Below are 18,070 nucleotides of genomic sequence, written 5' to 3'. Positions count from 1 at the left end.
GCCGGTTATGCGTCTTCCTCCTTTTCACATCGGGAAAAAGGAGCGCTCCGGCATGAAGAGGAAAGAAACGGTCTATCGGGGAGTGGAGTATGAGGAAGCCATGCGAGTCGTCCAGGCGCAGAAGTACGAACGCGCCGAACGCCGTCATTTTACAAATGGCGCAAGCGCCAAAGCTGTGTTTGGATCAGGGGTGTACCTGGTAAGCAATCCGGTGGTTGCGGCGCAGTACGCCATTTGCCATGCCGAGACGATCGGAGACAAGGCTGTCGTGCTCAAGCAAGAGGTCGATGTGCCCGGGCTTCTCCAATTGGACGAGCGCTTTGGCGAAAACGAGCTGCGCAGGGAAGCGCTGCGGTACAGGCATTCCCCCGAAGAGCTGGAACAGCGTGTTGCGAACATGGAGCATCAGGAGTGGCTGGAATGGACAGGGGACGAGGTGCGGGCCTATTTGCTCGCCTGTGGATACCGGGGGATTCGCTATCGGATCACCCCGGACCTTACGTACTACGTCTGTTATGAGCCTGATGCGCAAATCAAAGCGATTTCGATCCTTTCTGTGCTCGAACTGTGAGAAATCACCCAAGACTATCGACGTACTCGCCGTAGTTTGGTAAGATTAGACAATATTCGAGCTTTTCCATCTATCTAGTTTGGACACAGGAGGATTGCCTACAGCTATGAATGTACTACGTAATCTCAGTACCAGGGCCAAAATGTTCAGCTTGATCATCTTGATGGCTGTCTTCTTATGTGTGGTTGGATTCACAGGCTATTTCCATGTGAAAATATCCGGTGAGCGGATGCAATCCATGTATGAAGAACAACTGCTTCCAGTGAAATGGATCAATGACTGGCGGCAAGACATCCGGGCCATCGACGGGCTGATCTACAAAATGATTCTCGATCCCACTCCTGCCGTTCTCGCCGGGTACATGGCCGAGCTGCAACAGCGAGTCGCTTCGGCAGATCAGACGTTCCAATATCTCCAGAACTCCCACCTGGACGAAAAGGAGCAGGAGAAAGTCAAGAAGCTGACAGAGCTTTTGGCGCAGTACGAGAAAGATCAGACAGAGGTTATCAATCTGATCAAGGAGCACAAGACGGATCAGGCTTACGCTTACTATCGGGCCACTGACAAAACGCTGAGCTGGATCAATCAGGAGCAGCTTGAATGGGCCAACTACAAATCGTCCCAGGCCGATATGATTCAGCAAGAGAACGCTGCCGATTCCGAGAAAGCCGTCTTGATGCTGTTTATTGTAGGAGGCGCCTCGATTGCTTTGGCATGCGTTTTAGGATATTTGATCTCTCGCATGATTTCCGAGCCGCTGCGTCTCGTAGCAACCCGGATGGAAGAGTTGGCGCAGGGCAACTTGGCGGTTGCGCCAGTCACCTATTTGGCAAAAGACGAGGTAGGCAAGCTCGGGCTTGCTTTCAATGAGCTGGTCGTCAATTTCCGTTCCTTGATCGAGCAGGTAAAAGTGGCAGGGGAGCAAGTCGCCGCTTCGTCTGAGGAGCTGTCAGCGAGCGCTGAACAGACCGTTCGCGCAACGGAGCAAGCGATGGGCAGCGTGGAGCATATTGCCGCTTCGTCAGAGGTGCAGACGCTTCGCACACAGGAAAGCGTACGCGTCATGGAGGAAATGTCGATCGCGATTCAGCGGATTGCAGACACGTCCAGTGCCGTTTCGGAATCGTCGGCGCTGGCTGCGGATGATGCCCAGCAAGGGAACACACAAATCCAGCACGCTGTCGCGCAGATCGACTCGCTGTCCCAAGGCGTCAATCACGCAGCAGACCTCGTGCAGCAGCTTGGCGTTCGCTCCCAAGCGATCGGACAAATTGTCGATGTGATTACAGGAATCGCTTCCCAAACGAATCTGTTGGCGCTGAATGCAGCGATCGAGGCAGCGCGCGCCGGAGAACAGGGCAGAGGATTTGCTGTCGTGGCAGATGAGGTGCGCAAGCTGGCGGAACAATCGGAGGAGTCTGCTCGGGAGATCGCCCGCCTGATCGGAGAAATCCAGCAGGAGACAACACAAGTGGTTTCCGTCATGCAGTCAGGTACGGAAGAGGCGAAAAGAGGGGCTGACGCCGTTCAGGAAGCGGGGGACACGTTCCAGCGGATTGTGGCGTCAGCCAAAGACGTGGCTGGCCAAATCCAGGAAGTATCCGCAGCGACCGAACAAATGTCTGCGAGCATGCAGCAGGTTGCATCTGCCATGGACGAGATGAACAGACTGTCAGAGGAAGCTGCCGTACATACGCAAGCCGTATCAGCGGGAGCGGAGGAGCAGCTGGCTACCATGCAGGAAATTGCTCGCTCCAGCAACAATTTGAACGAGCTGTCGCATGAATTGCAAGAATCCATCAGCCAATTCAAATGGTAGGGTAGAGCGTACCCGAACGAAGAAAAGACTGGCAACCCACGTGGTTGTCAGTCTTTTTTTGCTCATCTAATAGGAAAAGGCTCCGTCAAAAATGCGACGAAGCCGATCTTTATTTCGCAATATTTAGATAATAAATCAGGAAGCTTTTGACTCTCTTGCTTGCGATGTGATTTGCTCGTAATCTTTTTGGCTCAAAATCGTCGAGTCGCTCTTCATCATCCACGTATAAATCGCCAGCGAAATCAGCAGGCCGATGGTCCAGGCGTTGTCCCAAATGATGTGCAGGCCAGGGATGTACTTGCTGATAAACGGAATGGCGATCCCGATCAGCATCGCCCAGATCGCGCGGCTGTTGAAGCCGGTTTTGTAGGCGTACATGCCATCAGTTTTGTACAGCTCCGTCAGATGGATGCGTCTTTTGCGCACGAGCCAGTAGTCAGCGATGGCAATGCCGTCAATCGGTCCAAGCAGTGCGCCATAAGTGCCGAGCCAGAGGAAAATGTAGTTGCCGAAATTCTCCAGGATGTACCATGGCTGCATGAGCAAGGAGACGACACCGGCAATGATAGCCCCGGCTTCATAGGAAAGACGGCGCGGCGCGAGGTTTTCCACAGCACGGGCGGGCGCGACGATGTTCGCGGCGACGTTGGTAGTCAGAGTAGCGAGAATGATGCCGAGAGTACCGAGGAAGATGGCAAACGGCGAGAATTTGGCAAGGACCGCAGCCGGGTCCCACAAAGCTTCTCCATAAATGACGACAGTAGCGGAGGCGACAGCTACCCCGATGAAGGAGAAAAAGCCCATCGTTGTCGGCAAGGAAGAGGATTGACCGACGACTTGCGCCTTTTGGCTTTTGGCGTAGCGACAGAAGTCAGGAATGTTCAGCGCCATAGTCGCCCAAAATGCGATGGCTCCGGTCAAGGCCGGGAAGAAGACGACTAAAAACTCGCTTGTGGTGGTGAACTTGGACGGAGCGGAGAGCATCGGGCCCCAGCCGCCTGCTTTGGTCAGCGCCCACACGAGCAAGGCGAGACTCATCAGGATCAGGATAGGGGCTGCCCATGCTTCCATTTTTTTGATCGCTTCTGGACCGCGATAGGCGACCCAAACGTTCAACAGCCAAAAGCCGAAGAAGGCGATCCACAGATGGCCGGGAACGCTTGCCCAATCTGTCATCGACATAAGCAACGTATCGATGGCGGCACCGCCGAACCAACAGTTGATGCCAAACCAGCCAGCTCCGATCAAACCGCGAGCGACGGCCGGAATGTGCGCGCCCTTCGATCCAAACCAGAGCCTTGCAAACACGGGATAAGGGATGCCGAATTTTGTCCCGGCATGAGAGTTGAGGAGAATAGGGATAAGGACAATACAGTTTCCGAGAATGATCGTCAAAATTGCCTGCCACCAGTTCATGCCCAGCGAGATGAGTCCGGCGGCCATCGCGTACGTGGGAAGACAGATACACATCCCGATCCAGAGACTGGCGAAGTTGTAGGATGTCCACGTATGCTCGGCTTTGGTTGTCGGCCGCAGCCCTTCATTATAGAGCGGACTGTCCTTGACCAAATCCGTCCCTTCTTGGGTCAGGGTGACGATTCCATTTGATTCTGCCTGCGTCTTCATTGCTTTCCCTCCTTTTTTTGACAAAATCCGCTGGCATTCGGACAACCGCCCCCAGTTTGTCTCGAATACAAGTTGTAACATTATATTGGGGGAGAGAAGACCTAATTCCAGCTTTTTGCCGGGGAAAAAAGAACGCCTGGAACGGAAATGTTCCAGGCGAGCAGCAAGTACGAGCGTTATGCTTTTGGGAAATATTCATTCCAACGTTTGTCGACCAGTGCCGAAATTTCGGGTAGCGTTTCGACTTCATCCGGATAGAATGGCTTCATCCGCGCGTCGACGACCAGTGGCCCTTCATAACGAATCTTGTTGCGAACAATCGTCGATTTCGCGTACAGATCGTGTGCCGGATCGAAGCGGGTAAAGACGGTCCAGAGGAAGCTGCTTTGCTTCTCGGCGATCGCCGCGTCATCCACGATGCAGATCATCGGCCAGTCCGCGAGATTTTCATTGAGATAGCCCGTCAGTTCTTCACCCAGCTCCGGCCGGTCGGTGAAGCTCGGTCCGGAGATCACGAGACATCCGGGACAGAAAGCGCGAATATCGGAAATGCCCGGGATGCCGTGTCCTTTGTACTCCCGGGGAAGCTCGCGGACAGGATCGCCGATGCCGAGCATGATTCCTTTGGAGCCATGATTCAGCTTGCGTCCGGTGTAGTCGAGCGTATCGTTCGACGTATCGTTGACGATGAGCAGGTCGCGTTCCGGCTGGAAGCGCGCCAGAATGATCTCCAGAAAATGCTTGAAGTTGCCCAGGTCACACGGCACATCTGTGACCATCAAAAACTTGGTCAGCGTCAGTTGCCCTTCTCCCATGATGCGGAAAGCGTGGGCCATCGCTTCTTTATAGTAGCTTTCGCGCACGATGGCTCCGGCCAGAGCGTGGAAACCCGTCTCGCCGTACGTCCAGAGCGCTTTTACACCTGGCATGACGACCGGGAAAAGCGGCGACAGCAGACGCTGCAAGTATTCCCCGATGTAGTAGTCTTCCTGGCGCGGCTTTCCTACGACAGTCGCCGGATAGATGGCGTCTTTGCGGTGCCACATTTGTTTCACGTTGAAGACAGGGAAATCGTGCTCCCACGAATAATACCCAAAGTGATCGCCAAAAGGGCCCTCAGGACGTCTAACGTGCGGCGGCACTTCCCCGGCAAACACAAATTCGGCCTCAGCGACGATCCGGTGCGGATGATTCGGCACTTCAGCCATTTTCAGCTTGTCCCCCATCAACAGCGAGGCGAAAACCAGCTCAGGCACCATTTCAGGCAACGGCGCGATCGCGGAAACAATCAGGGCAGGAGGGCCGCCGATTGTAAGGGTAACAGGCAAAGCCTGGTTTCTTTTTTCAGCTTCATGGTAATGGAAGCCGCCGCCTTTTTGAATTTGCCAGTGCATCCCTGTCGTGTTTTTGTCGTAAATCTGGATGCGGTACATCCCCAGATTGTGATCTTTCGTATCAGGGTGCTCCGTGTACACGAGCGGAAGCGTGACGAATGGTCCGCCATCCAGATGCCAGCTCGTCAGCGCAGGCAGCTTGGTCATATCGACATCTGTCGTCGCGATTTGGGTCACAGGCGCTTGGGAAGCCGATACGGTTTTGGTTCCGGTGCGCATCACTTCCAGCAGCGGAGCGCGCAGATCCCACAAACCGGAGAGCTTCGGCGGCAAAAGCTTGTCCATCCCGTGCACCAGTTCGCGGACGACAGCCTCGGGCTTTGGCCCAAAAGCCATATCGACCCGCTCTACAGTCCCGAACAAGTTCGTGACCACGGGAAACGATTTTCCTTTGACATTCGTGAAAAGCAGGACAGGCCCGCCTTCTTCAATAACTCTGCGATGAATCTCGGCCAGCTCCAGATTCGGATCGACTGGTGCGTCGATCTCGACGACTTGTCCGGCGCGGCGCAATTGTTCTATGAACGAACGAAGGTTCGCGTGCATCTCTAGATACCTCCACATCCCCGTAATTCCCTTTTAACTGTACACGAACGCAGGCGATGAAGCTACCTTTTTATCGGCTTGGAATGGTAAGATGAACCAAGAGGTGAGCGATTTGTGACGACTGCCCGAAAAGCGATGTCTTTGCAAACGAGAATGATTTTGCTCGTGACTGTCGGCATTATTCTGATTATTTCGTCAGTTGGCGCCGTGTTTTCTTCGATGGTCGCTTCCTCGATTGAGGACCAAATCGGGAAGAAGGCGCTGAGCGTAGCGAAGATCGTCGCCAACGATCCCGAGTTGCGCAGAGCTTTTGACACTGCCTCCCCGTCCGCGCTGATTCAGCCGATTGCGGAAAACGTCCGGATGCAGACAGGCGCGGAATTTGTCGTCGTAGGCAACCGGGAAGGCATTCGCTATGCGCATCCGCTCCCGGATCGCATTGGCAAATCGATGGTGGGCGGCGACAATGAGCCGGGACTCACCCATGGGCAATCGTATATTTCCAAGGCGATTGGCAGCATGGGGCCGTCCTTGCGCGGAAAAGTGCCGATTCGCGACGACGATGGCGCCGTGGTCGGGATTGTGTCTGTGGGCTTTTTGCTGGAGGATATCGAGGAAGCGATTGGCGACTACCAGTTGCAAGTGCTTTTGCTCACGCTCATCGCACTCGTCTGCGGAATTGCTTTTGCGATCTGGCTCAGCCGCTATTTGAAAAGGCTGACGTTAGGGCTGGAGCCGGAGGAGATTGCGGCGCTGTACGTGGAACGCAATGCCGTGCTCGAATCTGTCAGGGAGGGGATCGTGGCGATTGACCGGAACAATCGGATCACGATGATGAACAAGGCGGCGATCCGCATTCTGGATTTGCCGGAGGAAGACATCCACCACAAGCAAATTTGGGACGTGCTGCCGGACAGCCGCATGCCCGATGTATTGAAGACGGGCGAGCAGCAGCTTGACCGCGAAACGATTACCAGCGGCAAGGAAATCATCGTCAACCGCCTTCCGATCAAGCTTGGCGGCAAAGTCGTCGGGGTCGTCAGCAGCTTTCGGCCCAAGTCGGAAATCGACAAGCTGACATCGGAGTTGTCTCAAGTCAGACGCTATGCCGATGTGCTGCGCGCACAGACCCACGAGTTTCACAATTTGCTGTATACGATTTCCGGACTGTTGCAGCTCGGCTCCGTACAGGAGGCCATCGAACTGATCACGAGCGAGACTTCCGCGCAGGAAGAGCTGATCCTCTTTGTCGCTAGGCGAATCCCTGATCCGATGATCGGCGCTCTGTTGCTCGGCATGCACAACCGCGCGAAGGAGCTGAAAATCCAGTTTGTCATCGATCAGGACAGCGAGGTAAAAGAGCTGCCGCCGCATATCAACCGCCAGCAAGTGATCGTGCTGCTCGGCAATCTGATGCAAAACGCGCTCGAAGCCGTCAATGAAGCGGGCGTCCAGCAAAAGCGCGTGGACATTTACTTGGCAGATACGGGGGAAGAGCTGTTGTTTGAAATCGCCGATTCCGGGCCAGGTGTGTCGGATGAGCTGCGCGATGCGATTTTTGCCTACGGCTTTTCCACGAAAGCAGGGGAGGAGCGCGGGCTTGGTCTGGCAAAAGTGCGCGGCATGATCGAAGAGATGGGCGGCTATATTCTCGTGGGAAAAAGTGATTGGGGCGGGGCGCTGTTTACGGTGTCGCTGCCAAAGAGAAAGGAGGAAGGACAGTGAAGCAAAAGCTGGAAGTGCTGATCGTCGAGGACGATTTGCGCATTATCGACATTAACAAAAGATTCGTCAGCAAACTGGATGGCTTTGAAGTCATCGCTACGGCGACCAATGGCAGTGATGCCAAAGAGCTGCTCGCCTGCACGCGGCCTGACCTGGTGCTTTTGGACGTCTATTTGCCTGACATGCTGGGAACCGAGCTGGTCTGGTACATCCGCCAGCACTATCGGGATGCAGATATCATCATGATTACGGCAGCCAAAGAGATGGAGATGGTTCAGGAGGCGCTGCGTGGCGGAGTTTTTGATTACATCGTCAAGCCGCTCGTCTTTGAGCGCTTCCGGGAGCGGCTGGAGAGCTATCGCGCCCATTTGCTGCGGACGCGAGAGGCAAAAGAGGTAGACCAGGACGTCATCGACCAAATCATGACCAGACGTTCCCTCAGCCCCAAAGGGCGGGAGTCAGCCATGCCAAAAGGAATCGACCTTTTGACGCTGGAAAAAGTCATGGAGGCGATCAGGCAAACCGGAGACAAAGGCGTCTCGGCAGAAGAAATCGGCCGCGAAATCGGCACGAGCCGCACGACTGCCAGACGGTATTTGGAGCATCTGGTGCAGGAGAAGCAGGCCAGGGCTGATTTGATCTACGGAAGTGTCGGCAGGCCAGAGCGGAAGTACCGTTTTTTGCCCGAGCAGGCGTGAACAATATGAACAAAAAGTTGCTAATTTTCAAAATATAACTTATGCACGAAAACTATTCCCCCCGAATCCCGCATGATACGTTAATGGCAAGCGTGACAGCGCTTACAAAAACAACGGGCTGAAGGGGGATTTTTGTTTGAAAAAGAAGAGAAGCGTGATCATCACTTTGTCGGCGTTCATCACATTGGCTCTGGCAGCATGTGGCGGTGCAGGAAGCGGCACGTCCACGCAAGGCTCCCAGCCGACACCTGCTGCATCTGCCTATCCGGAAAAACCGATCGTGTTTGTCGCTCCCTCTGGTGCAGGAGGCGGCTGGGACAAAACAGCCCGCTCACTCGGCAAAGTGTTGAACGAGAGCAAGCTGGTGACCGAAGCGATTACGGTCGAGAACAAGCCTGGCGGCGGCGGAACCGTATTTATGGCCGAGTACGTCAGCAAGGACAAAGGCAACGCCTACAAGCTGTTCGTCAGCTCACCCCCGATCCTCATCAACCACAACAAAAAAGAGGGAAACAGTCCGTTTGGCTTCCAGGATGTGACCCCGCTGGCGCAAATGACGAAAGATTTCGGCGCCCTGGTCGTCCGGGCTGACTCGCCGCACCAGGATATGAAAAGCTTTTTGGAAGAGCTGAAAAAAGACCCTGCGAAAATGACACTGGCTGGCGGTTCAGCGCCCGGATCGATGGATCATCTCGTAAGCGTCTTGCCCGCTGCCAAGTACGGAATTGACCCGAAAATCGTCAAATACGTCTCCTACGATGGCGGCGGAGAAGCGATTGCAGCGCTCCTCGGCGGGAATGCGGACATGATTGCGACAGACGCGTCCGGCGTCGGAGAATACGTGAAGGCGGGCAAAGTACGGGTGCTCGGCGTTACTTCAACAGAGCGGATGGGCGGAGAGTTAAAAGACGTTCCCACATTGAAAGAGCAAGGAATCGACGCCGTCTTCACGATTTGGCGAGGGGTGTTCGGCCCGCCAAACATGCCAGCAGATGCCAAGGCGTACTGGGACAGCAAGCTGAAAGAACTGTCAGAGAGTGAAGCGTGGAAAAAGGAGCTGGCTGCAAACGGCTGGGAGAGCGAATACAAGGATGCCGCTGCTTTTGCCACCTTCCTGGAAGAGCAGGATGGGCAAGTAAAAGAGCTGCTGACGTCGCTCGGCATGGCGAAATAAGGCGTTGACTGCTGGGGGGAGAAGGAGGTTGTCATGAATCTGAGGTTTGACCGCTACGGCAGTATCGCATTTGCCCTGATCGGCGCTTTTTTTATCACACAGAGCCAGTATATCTCCACGAGCGCGTACGGCAGCCAGGTTGGCCCGAATCTGTTCCCGCTCGGCTTGGGCCTACTGCTTGTCGTGCTCAGCCTGCGTCTGTTTTGGGAAACTTTCCAGTCGAAGTACCGTTCTGACTCCAAAGCGGAAGCGGGACTAATGTACAAGCGCTTTTTCACGATACTGGCCGCGACGGTGTTGTACGTGCTGCTTCTGGAAATGATCGGATATGTGATCGCTACGGCTTTGTTCCTTTATGCAACATTTTTGGTCATGGGCAGCAAAAGTCAGCTGAAATCGCTTGTCGTCTCCCTGGCGTTTTCCGTCGGAGTATACGTGGTGTACGTGCAACTGCTGAAAGGGACGCTGCCGGGGCTGCCTGCCTGGTTGAGCGTCTAAGGAGGGACATATAGTGAGCGCTCTGCACTATTTGGCAGATGGATTTCTCATTGCATTCCAATGGCAAAATTTGATTTATGCGTTTATCGGGGTGCTGATCGGGACGGCTGTAGGCGTGCTGCCGGGGATTGGCCCGATGAGCGGCGTGGTTTTGCTGATGCCGGTGACGGCGTCGCTTACGGCGGGCTTGCCCCCCGAGATGGCGGCGGCGAGCGCTCTGATTTTGCTTTCAGGTGTGTACTACGGGGCGATGTACGGAGGATCGACGACATCGATTTTGCTGAACACGCCCGGTGAATCGTCTTCGGTTGTCACGACGCTGGACGGGTATCAGTTGGCAAGGCAGGGGCGAGCCGGGGCGGCCCTGTCGATTGCCGCCATCGGTTCGTTTGTAGCAGGCATCGTTGCGCTGATCGCGCTTGTGTTTTTGGCCGATCCGCTTTCTGATATGGCGTTGCAGTTCGGCCCGGCGGAGTATTTTTCGCTTATGCTGCTCGGACTGTGCGCGGTAAGCGGACTCGGAGGCAAGTCGATGACCAAGGCGCTGATGATGACCGTGCTTGGCCTTTTGCTGGCAACGATCGGGATCGACAACGTGTCGGGAGTGGCGAGGTTTACGTACGATATTCCCGATCTGTACCAAGGGCTGGAGTTTTTGACGATAGCGGTCGGATTGTTCGCGCTCGGAGAAGTGTTCAAAACGATTTTGGAAAGGGATCAATCTGCGCAGGAAATCATCAAAGTCGGGCGGATTCTGCCCAGCAAGCAGGATCTCAAGGAGAGTGCTGCTCCGATTGCTCGCGGCTCCTTGCTCGGATTTTTCATCGGCGTCCTGCCTGGTGCAGGCGCTACGCTGGCCTCGTTTTTTTCCTACATTTTGGAGAAAAAGTGGAGCAAGCACCCGGAGCGCTTCGGAAAAGGCGAGATTGCCGGAGTGGCTGCTCCCGAGTCCGCCAACAACGCCGCGTCAGGCGGAGCGATGATCCCGCTTTTGACATTAGGCATCCCGGGGTCCGGGACAACCGCGATCTTGATGGGCGCTTTGCTCATGTACAATGTGCAGCCAGGGCCGCTTTTGTTCAGCGACCACCCGCAAATCGCCTGGAGTCTGATCGCCAGCATGTTTATCGGAAATTTGATGCTGCTCGTGCTGAACATGCCGCTGGTCAAGATTTTTGCCAAAATTATCGAGACACCACCGCACTTTTTGCTCCCGATGATTATCGCCATCTCGGTGTTCGGGGTGTACGCGGTACAGATCAGCACGTTTGACCTTATCTTGCTCGTCCTGTGCGGTCTGGCTGGATATTTTCTGAACAAAAACGACTTCCCGCTCGCTCCGCTCGTGCTCGGTCTTGTACTCGGCCCGATGATCGAGAACAATATGCGCCGTGCCTTGACGACTTCCAACGGGGATTTCACGATTTTTTACACCAAACCACTCTCCGCGCTCTTTCTTGTATGTGCCCTCGCCTGGCTGGTCGTGCCGCTCGTCATGAAGCGGCGGGGAAAAACCGTTGTGATTAATGAAGAAGCGTAAAGCGCAGGGCCGATTTTCACGGATTCAACCTTGACAGGTATTGCCTCTCCCCTTATCATAGGAAAAATTTAGCGAAGCTGTTCTGTTTGGGCAAGCAAGCAGAACAGCAGAGGAGAGACGATGATGTTGACGATCGAACCCGTTACACTCGAAGGAAAACTCGTAAGACTGGAACCGTTGCGTCCCGAGCATGCGGAGGGAATTTTCGCAGCCGGAGACTTTCCGGAAATCTGGAGCAATATGTCTGTCGAGATTCGAACGCTGGCGGACGCAGAGGCTTTTATCGCGAACGCGTTGAAAATGGAAGAAACCGGAACGGAGCTGCCTTTTGCCATCCGCAATCGCGCCGACGGCACCGTTATTGGCAGCACGAGATTTTTGGCGATTTCGGCAAAAGATCGCGGGCTGGAAATCGGCTTCACCTGGTTGACCCCCAGCGTCTGGAAAACGGGCGTCAACACGGAGTGCAAGTGGCTCTTGCTGCGGCACTGCTTCGAGCAACTGGGATGTATTCGCGTCCAACTGAAAACCGATGCGCGCAATGTCAACTCACAGCGGGCTATTGCGCGGATCGGCGGCATCCGGGAAGGCGTGCTTCGCAATCACATGATCAGACGGGACGGCTTGTTCCGCGACTCGGTGTACTTCAGCATCATCGACAGCGAATGGCCGGGAGTGAAGGAACGGCTGGAATTGTTGCTGTTTGGTGAATAAAAGGGCGTAGCGATTGTAGGCGCAGATTCTCCTGTGTACAATAGGGGTGAACATTGGAGAAAACTCCACATGCGTTTAGAAAAGAGGGTATACATGAGACTCCGCATCTTGCCGACTGGCTTCGTGTTGCTTGTCGGGGATCTTGTCGCCTTTTTGCTGTTTGCTTACTATGGGAAGCTGGCTCATAATCTGCCTGTCACGATTTGGGGAATAGGCGAGACATTGGCGCCATTTTTAATCGGTTGGATCGTCGCCATGTTTGTGTTTCGCACGTATGGGGAGCGGGCCTATTCATCTTGGTGGCGGCAACTGCTCACGATGCTGTTCACGTGGACACTCGCGGCACCGATTGGCCTTTTGATCCGCGCCTGGTGGACGGGCGTGCCGATCACCCTGATTTTTGCTGCCGTCGCGTACTTTGTGACTTTGGCGTTTCTCTTAGGCTGGCGTCTTCCTTTTGCCATCGTCCATCTCCTGTGGAAAAAGACGAGACATCAGACTGTTCACTAATAAACCGTCCCAAATTGGTTACGCTATCCTGTGATGACAGCAGGAGGTGAATCATTTGGGCAAGAACAACAACAGCAAGGACCTGGGCAAAAATCGCGGGAAAACGTTGGATCATAACGATCAAAACACGAACCTGCGCCAATCCCAGCACAACGATCGGAATGAAGGTACTGCCAAAGACCGCTGAGCATTCAGCGGTTTTTTTCATGGGCACGCAGCCTTTTTTCGGGAAATACAGGCGCCAGCATAATGGCTAGAAACTGACAGAGTCAGCCTGGGCAAATCGTTCGACAAGCAGCAAGATGTGTTATAATAGGTCTTGTTTTTCAAGCGAGTGGAGGGGAAAACCGTATGACGGAACCGATGCATGACGTACAGCCGGTGACCTTGTCGTCACAGGCATTTTTCATTTTGTGTCGACTGTACGACGGATGCTACGACGAACTGAGCAAAAACGAACAGGTTCGCGAGCTGGTAGAGTCGATCGGAGATATGCTTTTGGCCGGAGTGGAGACGCTGGAAAAGCAAGAGATAAAGCCAAAAACGATCACCTTTCCACTGACGGTGCAGCAAGCCTTTTTTTTGAGAAGACTTATCGTGGAGTTGCTCGCTTCGGCACCTGCTGGCAATGACGCAAAGACGACGCAATGGCTTCAGGAATGCTTGACGGCTTTGTCCGGGGGCGGTGCCAAAGCGGATGCGCACTAGAAAGCAGCTTCACGTCATCACAAGCGGCAAACAGTCGCTGGAGAGCGTCATGCGAATGGCCGAGGCTGCCTATGCGGGAGGGATGGATTTCCTGCATATTCGCGAAAAGCAGCGGACAGCCAAAGAATGCATGGACTGGGTTCGGGCGCTGGCGAATGTCGTCCCGCTCTCTGCACTTGTCGTCAATGATCGGGTCGATGTAAGTGCCGCGTCAGGCTGTGCTGGCGCTCATCTGGCTTATCACAGTCTTGCGGTCGGCGATGCCCGGCGAGTTTTGCAACCGGAACAAAAGGTGGGACGCTCTGTCCATTCCTACGAGGAAGCGGAACAGGCGGCGGAAGCAGGGGCAGACTATCTTTTGTATGGACATATTTATCCAAGCGCTTCCAAGCCAAACCTCGCGCCGAGAGGAACGTTCGAGCTGGCGAAAATAACCGCAGCGTGGACGATCCCGGTCATTGGGCTTGGCGGGATTACGCCAGAGCGCACAGGCGAGGTGCTTGCAGCAGGCTGCGCTGGAGTTGCTGTACTATCAGGAATTACCGATGCCACAGATGCGAAGCTGGCTGCTTTGGCCTATCGGGAGGCGTTGGATCGCTGGGAGGGGAATGCGAGATGAGAGACAGGCAAACACTTCGAGACAAAATGGGCGTCTACTTTGTCATCGGCACACAAGATTGCGGCTTTTCGCGCGAGAAAACGGTGGAGATCGTTCGCGAGGCGCTTGCAGGCGGAGTGGGCACGTTGCAGCTTCGTGACAAAGGCAGCAAGCTGACTTCCGAAGAACGCTGCGAACTCGGACGGCAGCTCCAGGAGCTGTGCCGCGAGCATCAGACGTTGTTCTTCGTCAACGACGATGTAGACTTGGCCGTTCGCTTGCAAGCAGACGGTATCCACGTCGGACAGGATGACATGCACTTGGCCGAGGTGAGAGCCATGGTCGGCGAAGCGATGTACATCGGGATATCGGCAGGCACGGTAGAGGAAGCGATTGCGGCGAAAAACGGCGGAGCGGACTGCATCGGAGTGGGAGCGATGTTTGCGACTTCTTCGAAGGCAGATGCCGGGGAGCCGATCGGACCGGCAGGACTGCGGGAAATCCGCGAGGCTGTTGGCGCTGAGCTGCCGATTGTCGGGATCGGGGGCATCACTCTCGAAAACGCGAAGCAAGTATGCCAGGCCGGGGCAGATGGCGTTGCCGTGATCAGTGCGATCAGCAGAGCCGAATCGCCGAAGCAGGCTGCGGAAGACTTGCTGCGGATTGTACGATCGATCTAGCACGGACAAAGAGACGAATACATATGGTAGGGTAACATTACTCATTCAAGAAGGAACCCGATACTGGCGACCAGAAGGAGGTGGAACCGATGAAAAATCGGATTTACCGGATCGGATACGAATGGGTCAGCAAGAGGGAGTTGCTTGAACGACTGTACATGAACGATTGCATCCTGATTGAACATAAACGGCTCCAGCCACCACCAGACGATCAGGATGCCGATGTGCCGCCGGAAAAAGAAGTCCATGCTGTCCTGATTCGCAGTCAGCGGCGTCCGGGCGAGTGGGTCACGTTTAACGGGCTGTACGAAATTCAAACCCGCGAACCGATTCCGTGGATTGATTCTCCCCTGGAGTATCACCAGTTCGGAACGGAGTTGATTCCGGGCAACATTCGCCGGGAAAAAGCGCCCCAAGCCAGGATTCCAGCCAGAACGAAGCTGCAGATTGCCGCCGTTCGTCAGGATACGGTTTTTGTTACAGTGCCTGGCCATCCTTCCAGACGATACGAAATGTCATTGGCTCACGCGCGCTTTGCCAAAGATTTTCCGACCGAGTTGGAAATGAAGCTGCAAGTGTATGCGTTTCCACCGCGGCACGACATCTTTGTCGACTGGCTATTGAAGGAAGGGCGCAAATCAGGGATCATCTCGCGACCGAATCAGGAGAGAGTGGAAAAGTCCGCTTTTCAAGTATGGGATGACTTGCGCAAGGAGTATGGACTAAGCGTCAGCGCAGCGTTGCTCGCCATCAAGCAGGCGCTGATCGTACTGGATCGGGCAGGTGTGGAGACGGACTTTCCGTACCCGGTTCAGGAGCGATCCGACTTGTCTTTGTTTAGTGAAACCGAACGCGATGCTTTTTACTCATACCAATCCGTGCGCTGCGCCATGGCGGCAGTGGCAGCCCTTTTGACCGTCGATCCAAAAGACCCTTTGCAGGACACATTGCTGATGGACATTATGCTGGAACAACAAATCAATCGCAGGCGTGACTGAAGCGTCTGCGGTTTTTTGGTTTTTGGCAAGGACGTTGTATAATGGAAGGGTAACCCATTTAGAAAAGGACGTGGACAAGCATGTACGTATCGATGAACAGGCTGAAAGTTCCTGCTGACTACCAATCCCACCTCGAACGGGCGTTTGGCGGCGGTGGCGAACGGATGAAAGAGGTTCCCGGTTTCCTTGAATTTCTTTTCCTGGCTCCAACAGAAGGAGATGAGTATATCGTCTTCACCAAATGGACAGACGAGGAATCATTCCAAAACTGGACGCAAAGCGAAGCCTTCAAGCGGGCCCATTCTGGGACAAACCAAAACAGTCCGGTAAAATCGGACTTGCGCAACTACCATGTGAAAGCTAACTCCTAGAATGTAGGCAAAAAGAAGCATTTGTCTTTGCTGGACAAATGCTTTTTTTCGTAATGATTGAACAATAAAGGTTTTTTTACCAAACTCATGCTTGATCGTGATATGATAGAAGGAGATAGGAAAGCGGTTTCATCTGCTGTGAAAATGAGCAACCGCTCATCCAAGCAAACCCGGGTGCCAGGATGGCGGAGCGCATCGCGAGAATCTATCTGTTTTGCGTGACACTTTGCTTTACATCATGTCGGTTTTGTGTCCATAATAGAATCACTATTATACATACTTGAACGATGGCCTCAATGAAGCAAGAAGAAAAGGAGTCAGAGCGTTTTGAAAAATCGAATAAGTAAGTATCTTACTCATTTGGCCCCTGCTGCGGTGGCCAAAACGTTTTCCTTTCTTTCTGATAAACACGACCACTCTGCTTCGCTTCTGGGAGACCGCGCACAAACTGAGGCTTTGCTAGTCCAACTGCTTATTCGTTGGGCGGAAGCCGTGAAATCAAACGATTCTACGGCTTTGGAACAAGAAGTTAACGAAATGGCTTACAAGTGCTTCCTGCACGGATTGAATGTTGCCACCCTGGTACAGTGCATCCGAGTATGCCGGGACAGCATCATGGAGCAGATGAACTATGATGCTGCCACATTCGTTTCGAGCGAAGCCGAGCAGCTGGAGCTTTTGCGGGAACAATTCGCTTTTTATCAGGCGATGGATCAGTTGATCGCACAAGTGGTAAGCATCTACAATGAAGAAAAACAACGAGAAAATACCGGAACATCTGTGGAAAAGGCGCAAGGGGAACAGTTTGCCGTCCTTGCCGAGCAAGAGCTGGTACAACTGGTTTTGCATTCGAGCGATATCGCTGTCTTGATGATTGACCGCAGCCTGAAAATCATTGAGGCAAACCATGCGCTGTGCCACCTGTTTGGCGTCAAACGCGAGCAAATTATTGGAAAAAACATCGATGAAGCATTTTTGCCGCATGAGAGCGAGCGCTTTGTGCAATGGGTCGTAGAGCGCGGTCAGTCGGGCCATTACATGGCAGAGTACAACTCGAAGTGGACGACAGTCAGCACCAGTCCGATTTTTTACATGGGCGAAATGTGGGGCGCTATCGCTGTGCTTCGCAACATCACGGAGAACAAACGATACGAAGAAGAGCTGAACAAGCGGGAAGCACTGGCGGCGGTCGGGCAATTGGCTGCCGGGATGGCGCACGAGATCCGCAATCCGCTCACTTCGATCAAAGGCTTTATTCAACTGTTGCGCGAGCAAGGAAATTCTGCGCGCAGCGAGTCGTATTTTTCCGTCATCTTGACGGAGATCGAGCGCATTGACGGTTTGCTGAATGACGTGCTGGTTTTGGCCCGGTACAGGGATGACAAAATTGTTTCCGAGCGCTTTCTTGTGCTGGACGAGCTTTATGGGGTCATTCGTTTACTGGAGCCAGAAGCCAATCGCAGAGGCATCAAACTGGAGCTGGATATTACACCCGGTGAATGGTACGTTTTTGGCTATCGTTCCCGGATCAAGCAGGCCATCCTGAATATCATGAAAAACGCGTTTGAAGCTTTGCTGACACAAGGCAGCGTTGTGCGCGTCACCGTGTACGCCTCGATCAGCCAAGTCGTCATCGTCGTGGAGGACAACGGACCAGGTCTTAGTCCTGCTTGTCTGGAAAATTTGTTCGTGCCGTTTTACACGACCAAACAAGAGGGAACGGGGCTCGGCTTGTCCACGACACAGCGAATCATTGCCGATCACGGAGGCGAGATTTTTGCGGAGAACTCGCCGCGATTGAATGGAGCACGTTTTGAAATTCGCCTGCCGCTATCTGTTGCAGCGAGAACATAAGCAGACACGAGCAAAAGACGGATGATTCATCCGTCTTTTTTGCATG

General features: G+C 54.0%; 18 protein-coding genes. 16 read left to right on the top strand and 2 right to left on the bottom strand.

What is annotated here, in order from left to right:
- Nucleotides 1–52: 52 nt before the first annotated feature.
- Both NST23_RS15210 and NST23_RS15205 read left to right on the top strand, forming a co-directional pair.
- Complete coding sequence (locus tag NST23_RS15210) at nucleotides 53–571, top strand: hypothetical protein (protein WP_122965414.1); 519 nt, start codon at nucleotides 53–55, stop codon at nucleotides 569–571.
- 106 nt (nucleotides 572–677) lie between these two features.
- Nucleotides 678–2,390: a methyl-accepting chemotaxis protein gene (locus tag NST23_RS15205; RefSeq protein WP_340964035.1), complete on the top strand. Its 1,713-nt coding sequence runs from the start codon at nucleotides 678–680 to the stop codon at nucleotides 2,388–2,390.
- A 135-nt stretch (nucleotides 2,391–2,525) separates the two neighbouring features.
- On the opposite strand, the gene NST23_RS15200 is transcribed toward NST23_RS15205, so the two are convergent.
- Nucleotides 2,526–4,016: an NCS1 family nucleobase:cation symporter-1 gene (locus NST23_RS15200; protein ID WP_122965416.1), complete on the bottom strand. Its 1,491-nt coding sequence runs from the start codon at nucleotides 4,014–4,016 to the stop codon at nucleotides 2,526–2,528.
- A 176-nt stretch (nucleotides 4,017–4,192) separates the two neighbouring features.
- Nucleotides 4,193–5,956, bottom strand: a complete 1,764-nt coding sequence (locus tag NST23_RS15195; RefSeq protein WP_173596575.1) for a UbiD family decarboxylase — start codon at nucleotides 5,954–5,956, stop codon at nucleotides 4,193–4,195.
- Between the two features lie 135 nt (nucleotides 5,957–6,091).
- On the opposite strand from NST23_RS15195, the gene NST23_RS15190 reads away from it, so the two are divergent.
- From NST23_RS15190 to NST23_RS15125, 14 genes are all read left to right on the top strand, one after another.
- Complete coding sequence (locus tag NST23_RS15190; RefSeq protein ID WP_217365083.1) at nucleotides 6,092–7,681, top strand: ATP-binding protein; 1,590 nt, start codon at nucleotides 6,092–6,094, stop codon at nucleotides 7,679–7,681.
- A complete protein-coding gene (locus tag NST23_RS15185) occupies nucleotides 7,678–8,379 on the top strand; it encodes a response regulator (RefSeq protein ID WP_122965419.1) in 702 nt (233 codons plus the stop codon). Before NST23_RS15190 ends, NST23_RS15185 begins: the two co-directional genes overlap by 4 nt.
- 136 nt (nucleotides 8,380–8,515) lie before the next feature.
- Nucleotides 8,516–9,553, top strand: a complete 1,038-nt coding sequence (locus NST23_RS15180; protein WP_173596577.1) for a Bug family tripartite tricarboxylate transporter substrate binding protein — start codon at nucleotides 8,516–8,518, stop codon at nucleotides 9,551–9,553.
- A 33-nt stretch (nucleotides 9,554–9,586) separates the two neighbouring features.
- Nucleotides 9,587–10,051 (top strand): tripartite tricarboxylate transporter TctB family protein, encoded by a 465-nt coding sequence (locus NST23_RS15175; protein WP_173596578.1) that lies wholly within the window; start codon nucleotides 9,587–9,589, stop codon nucleotides 10,049–10,051.
- Between the two features lie 13 nt (nucleotides 10,052–10,064).
- On the top strand, nucleotides 10,065–11,591 hold the full coding sequence (locus tag NST23_RS15170; protein WP_340964032.1) for a tripartite tricarboxylate transporter permease: 1,527 nt from the start codon (nucleotides 10,065–10,067) through the stop codon (nucleotides 11,589–11,591).
- Nucleotides 11,592–11,714: 123 nt separating this feature from the next.
- The gene (locus NST23_RS15165) at nucleotides 11,715–12,305 is read left to right on the top strand and encodes a GNAT family N-acetyltransferase (RefSeq protein ID WP_217021225.1); all 591 of its coding nucleotides are present in this window, start codon (nucleotides 11,715–11,717) and stop codon (nucleotides 12,303–12,305) included.
- Nucleotides 12,306–12,398: 93 nt separating this feature from the next.
- Complete coding sequence (locus NST23_RS15160) at nucleotides 12,399–12,815, top strand: DUF3054 domain-containing protein (protein WP_242771209.1); 417 nt, start codon at nucleotides 12,399–12,401, stop codon at nucleotides 12,813–12,815.
- A 55-nt stretch (nucleotides 12,816–12,870) separates the two neighbouring features.
- Nucleotides 12,871–13,002, top strand: a complete 132-nt coding sequence (locus tag NST23_RS15155) for a hypothetical protein (RefSeq protein ID WP_255679059.1) — start codon at nucleotides 12,871–12,873, stop codon at nucleotides 13,000–13,002.
- Between the two features lie 164 nt (nucleotides 13,003–13,166).
- Nucleotides 13,167–13,523, top strand: a complete 357-nt coding sequence (locus tag NST23_RS15150) for a hypothetical protein (protein ID WP_063230933.1) — start codon at nucleotides 13,167–13,169, stop codon at nucleotides 13,521–13,523.
- On the top strand, nucleotides 13,513–14,142 hold the full coding sequence (locus tag NST23_RS15145) for a thiamine phosphate synthase (protein WP_173596583.1): 630 nt from the start codon (nucleotides 13,513–13,515) through the stop codon (nucleotides 14,140–14,142). The genes NST23_RS15150 and NST23_RS15145 overlap by 11 nt, the downstream gene beginning before the upstream one ends.
- On the top strand, nucleotides 14,139–14,801 hold the full coding sequence (gene thiE / locus NST23_RS15140; RefSeq protein ID WP_122965426.1) for a thiamine phosphate synthase: 663 nt from the start codon (nucleotides 14,139–14,141) through the stop codon (nucleotides 14,799–14,801). The genes NST23_RS15145 and thiE overlap by 4 nt, the downstream gene beginning before the upstream one ends.
- An 89-nt stretch (nucleotides 14,802–14,890) precedes the next feature.
- Complete coding sequence (locus NST23_RS15135) at nucleotides 14,891–15,799, top strand: hypothetical protein (RefSeq protein WP_122965427.1); 909 nt, start codon at nucleotides 14,891–14,893, stop codon at nucleotides 15,797–15,799.
- Between the two features lie 80 nt (nucleotides 15,800–15,879).
- Nucleotides 15,880–16,170, top strand: a complete 291-nt coding sequence (locus tag NST23_RS15130) for an antibiotic biosynthesis monooxygenase family protein (RefSeq protein ID WP_122965428.1) — start codon at nucleotides 15,880–15,882, stop codon at nucleotides 16,168–16,170.
- Between the two features lie 492 nt (nucleotides 16,171–16,662).
- Entirely contained in the window at nucleotides 16,663–18,024 is a 1,362-nt protein-coding gene (locus tag NST23_RS15125) for a two-component system sensor histidine kinase NtrB (RefSeq protein ID WP_233454133.1), read from the top strand.
- Nucleotides 18,025–18,070 lie beyond the last annotated feature (46 nt).

Origin of the sequence: Brevibacillus sp. FSL K6-0770 (assembly GCF_038000275.1) — a bacterium.
GTDB lineage: Bacteria > Bacillota > Bacilli > Brevibacillales > Brevibacillaceae > Brevibacillus > Brevibacillus parabrevis.
Note: the sequence above shows the minus strand (reverse complement) of the source record. Positions and strands in the feature narration are given on the sequence as shown.

What these genes read in the sequence shown, in the direction of transcription:
- NST23_RS15175 (WP_173596578.1), top strand. Translation starts at nt 9,587, where the DNA reads ATGAATCTGAGGTTTGACCGCTACGGCAGTATCGCATTTGCCCTGATC.
- NST23_RS15195 (WP_173596575.1), bottom strand. Translation starts at nt 5,956, where the DNA reads ATGCACGCGAACCTTCGTTCGTTCATAGAACAATTGCGCCGCGCCGGA.
- NST23_RS15160 (WP_242771209.1), top strand. Translation starts at nt 12,399, where the DNA reads ATGAGACTCCGCATCTTGCCGACTGGCTTCGTGTTGCTTGTCGGGGAT.
- NST23_RS15205 (WP_340964035.1), top strand. Translation starts at nt 678, where the DNA reads ATGAATGTACTACGTAATCTCAGTACCAGGGCCAAAATGTTCAGCTTG.
- NST23_RS15135 (WP_122965427.1), top strand. Translation starts at nt 14,891, where the DNA reads ATGAAAAATCGGATTTACCGGATCGGATACGAATGGGTCAGCAAGAGG.
- NST23_RS15200 (WP_122965416.1), bottom strand. Translation starts at nt 4,016, where the DNA reads ATGAAGACGCAGGCAGAATCAAATGGAATCGTCACCCTGACCCAAGAA.
- NST23_RS15165 (WP_217021225.1), top strand. Translation starts at nt 11,715, where the DNA reads ATGTTGACGATCGAACCCGTTACACTCGAAGGAAAACTCGTAAGACTG.
- NST23_RS15145 (WP_173596583.1), top strand. Translation starts at nt 13,513, where the DNA reads ATGCGCACTAGAAAGCAGCTTCACGTCATCACAAGCGGCAAACAGTCG.
- thiE (WP_122965426.1), top strand. Translation starts at nt 14,139, where the DNA reads ATGAGAGACAGGCAAACACTTCGAGACAAAATGGGCGTCTACTTTGTC.
- NST23_RS15210 (WP_122965414.1), top strand. Translation starts at nt 53, where the DNA reads ATGAAGAGGAAAGAAACGGTCTATCGGGGAGTGGAGTATGAGGAAGCC.
- NST23_RS15150 (WP_063230933.1), top strand. Translation starts at nt 13,167, where the DNA reads ATGACGGAACCGATGCATGACGTACAGCCGGTGACCTTGTCGTCACAG.
- NST23_RS15190 (WP_217365083.1), top strand. Translation starts at nt 6,092, where the DNA reads ATGTCTTTGCAAACGAGAATGATTTTGCTCGTGACTGTCGGCATTATT.
- NST23_RS15130 (WP_122965428.1), top strand. Translation starts at nt 15,880, where the DNA reads ATGTACGTATCGATGAACAGGCTGAAAGTTCCTGCTGACTACCAATCC.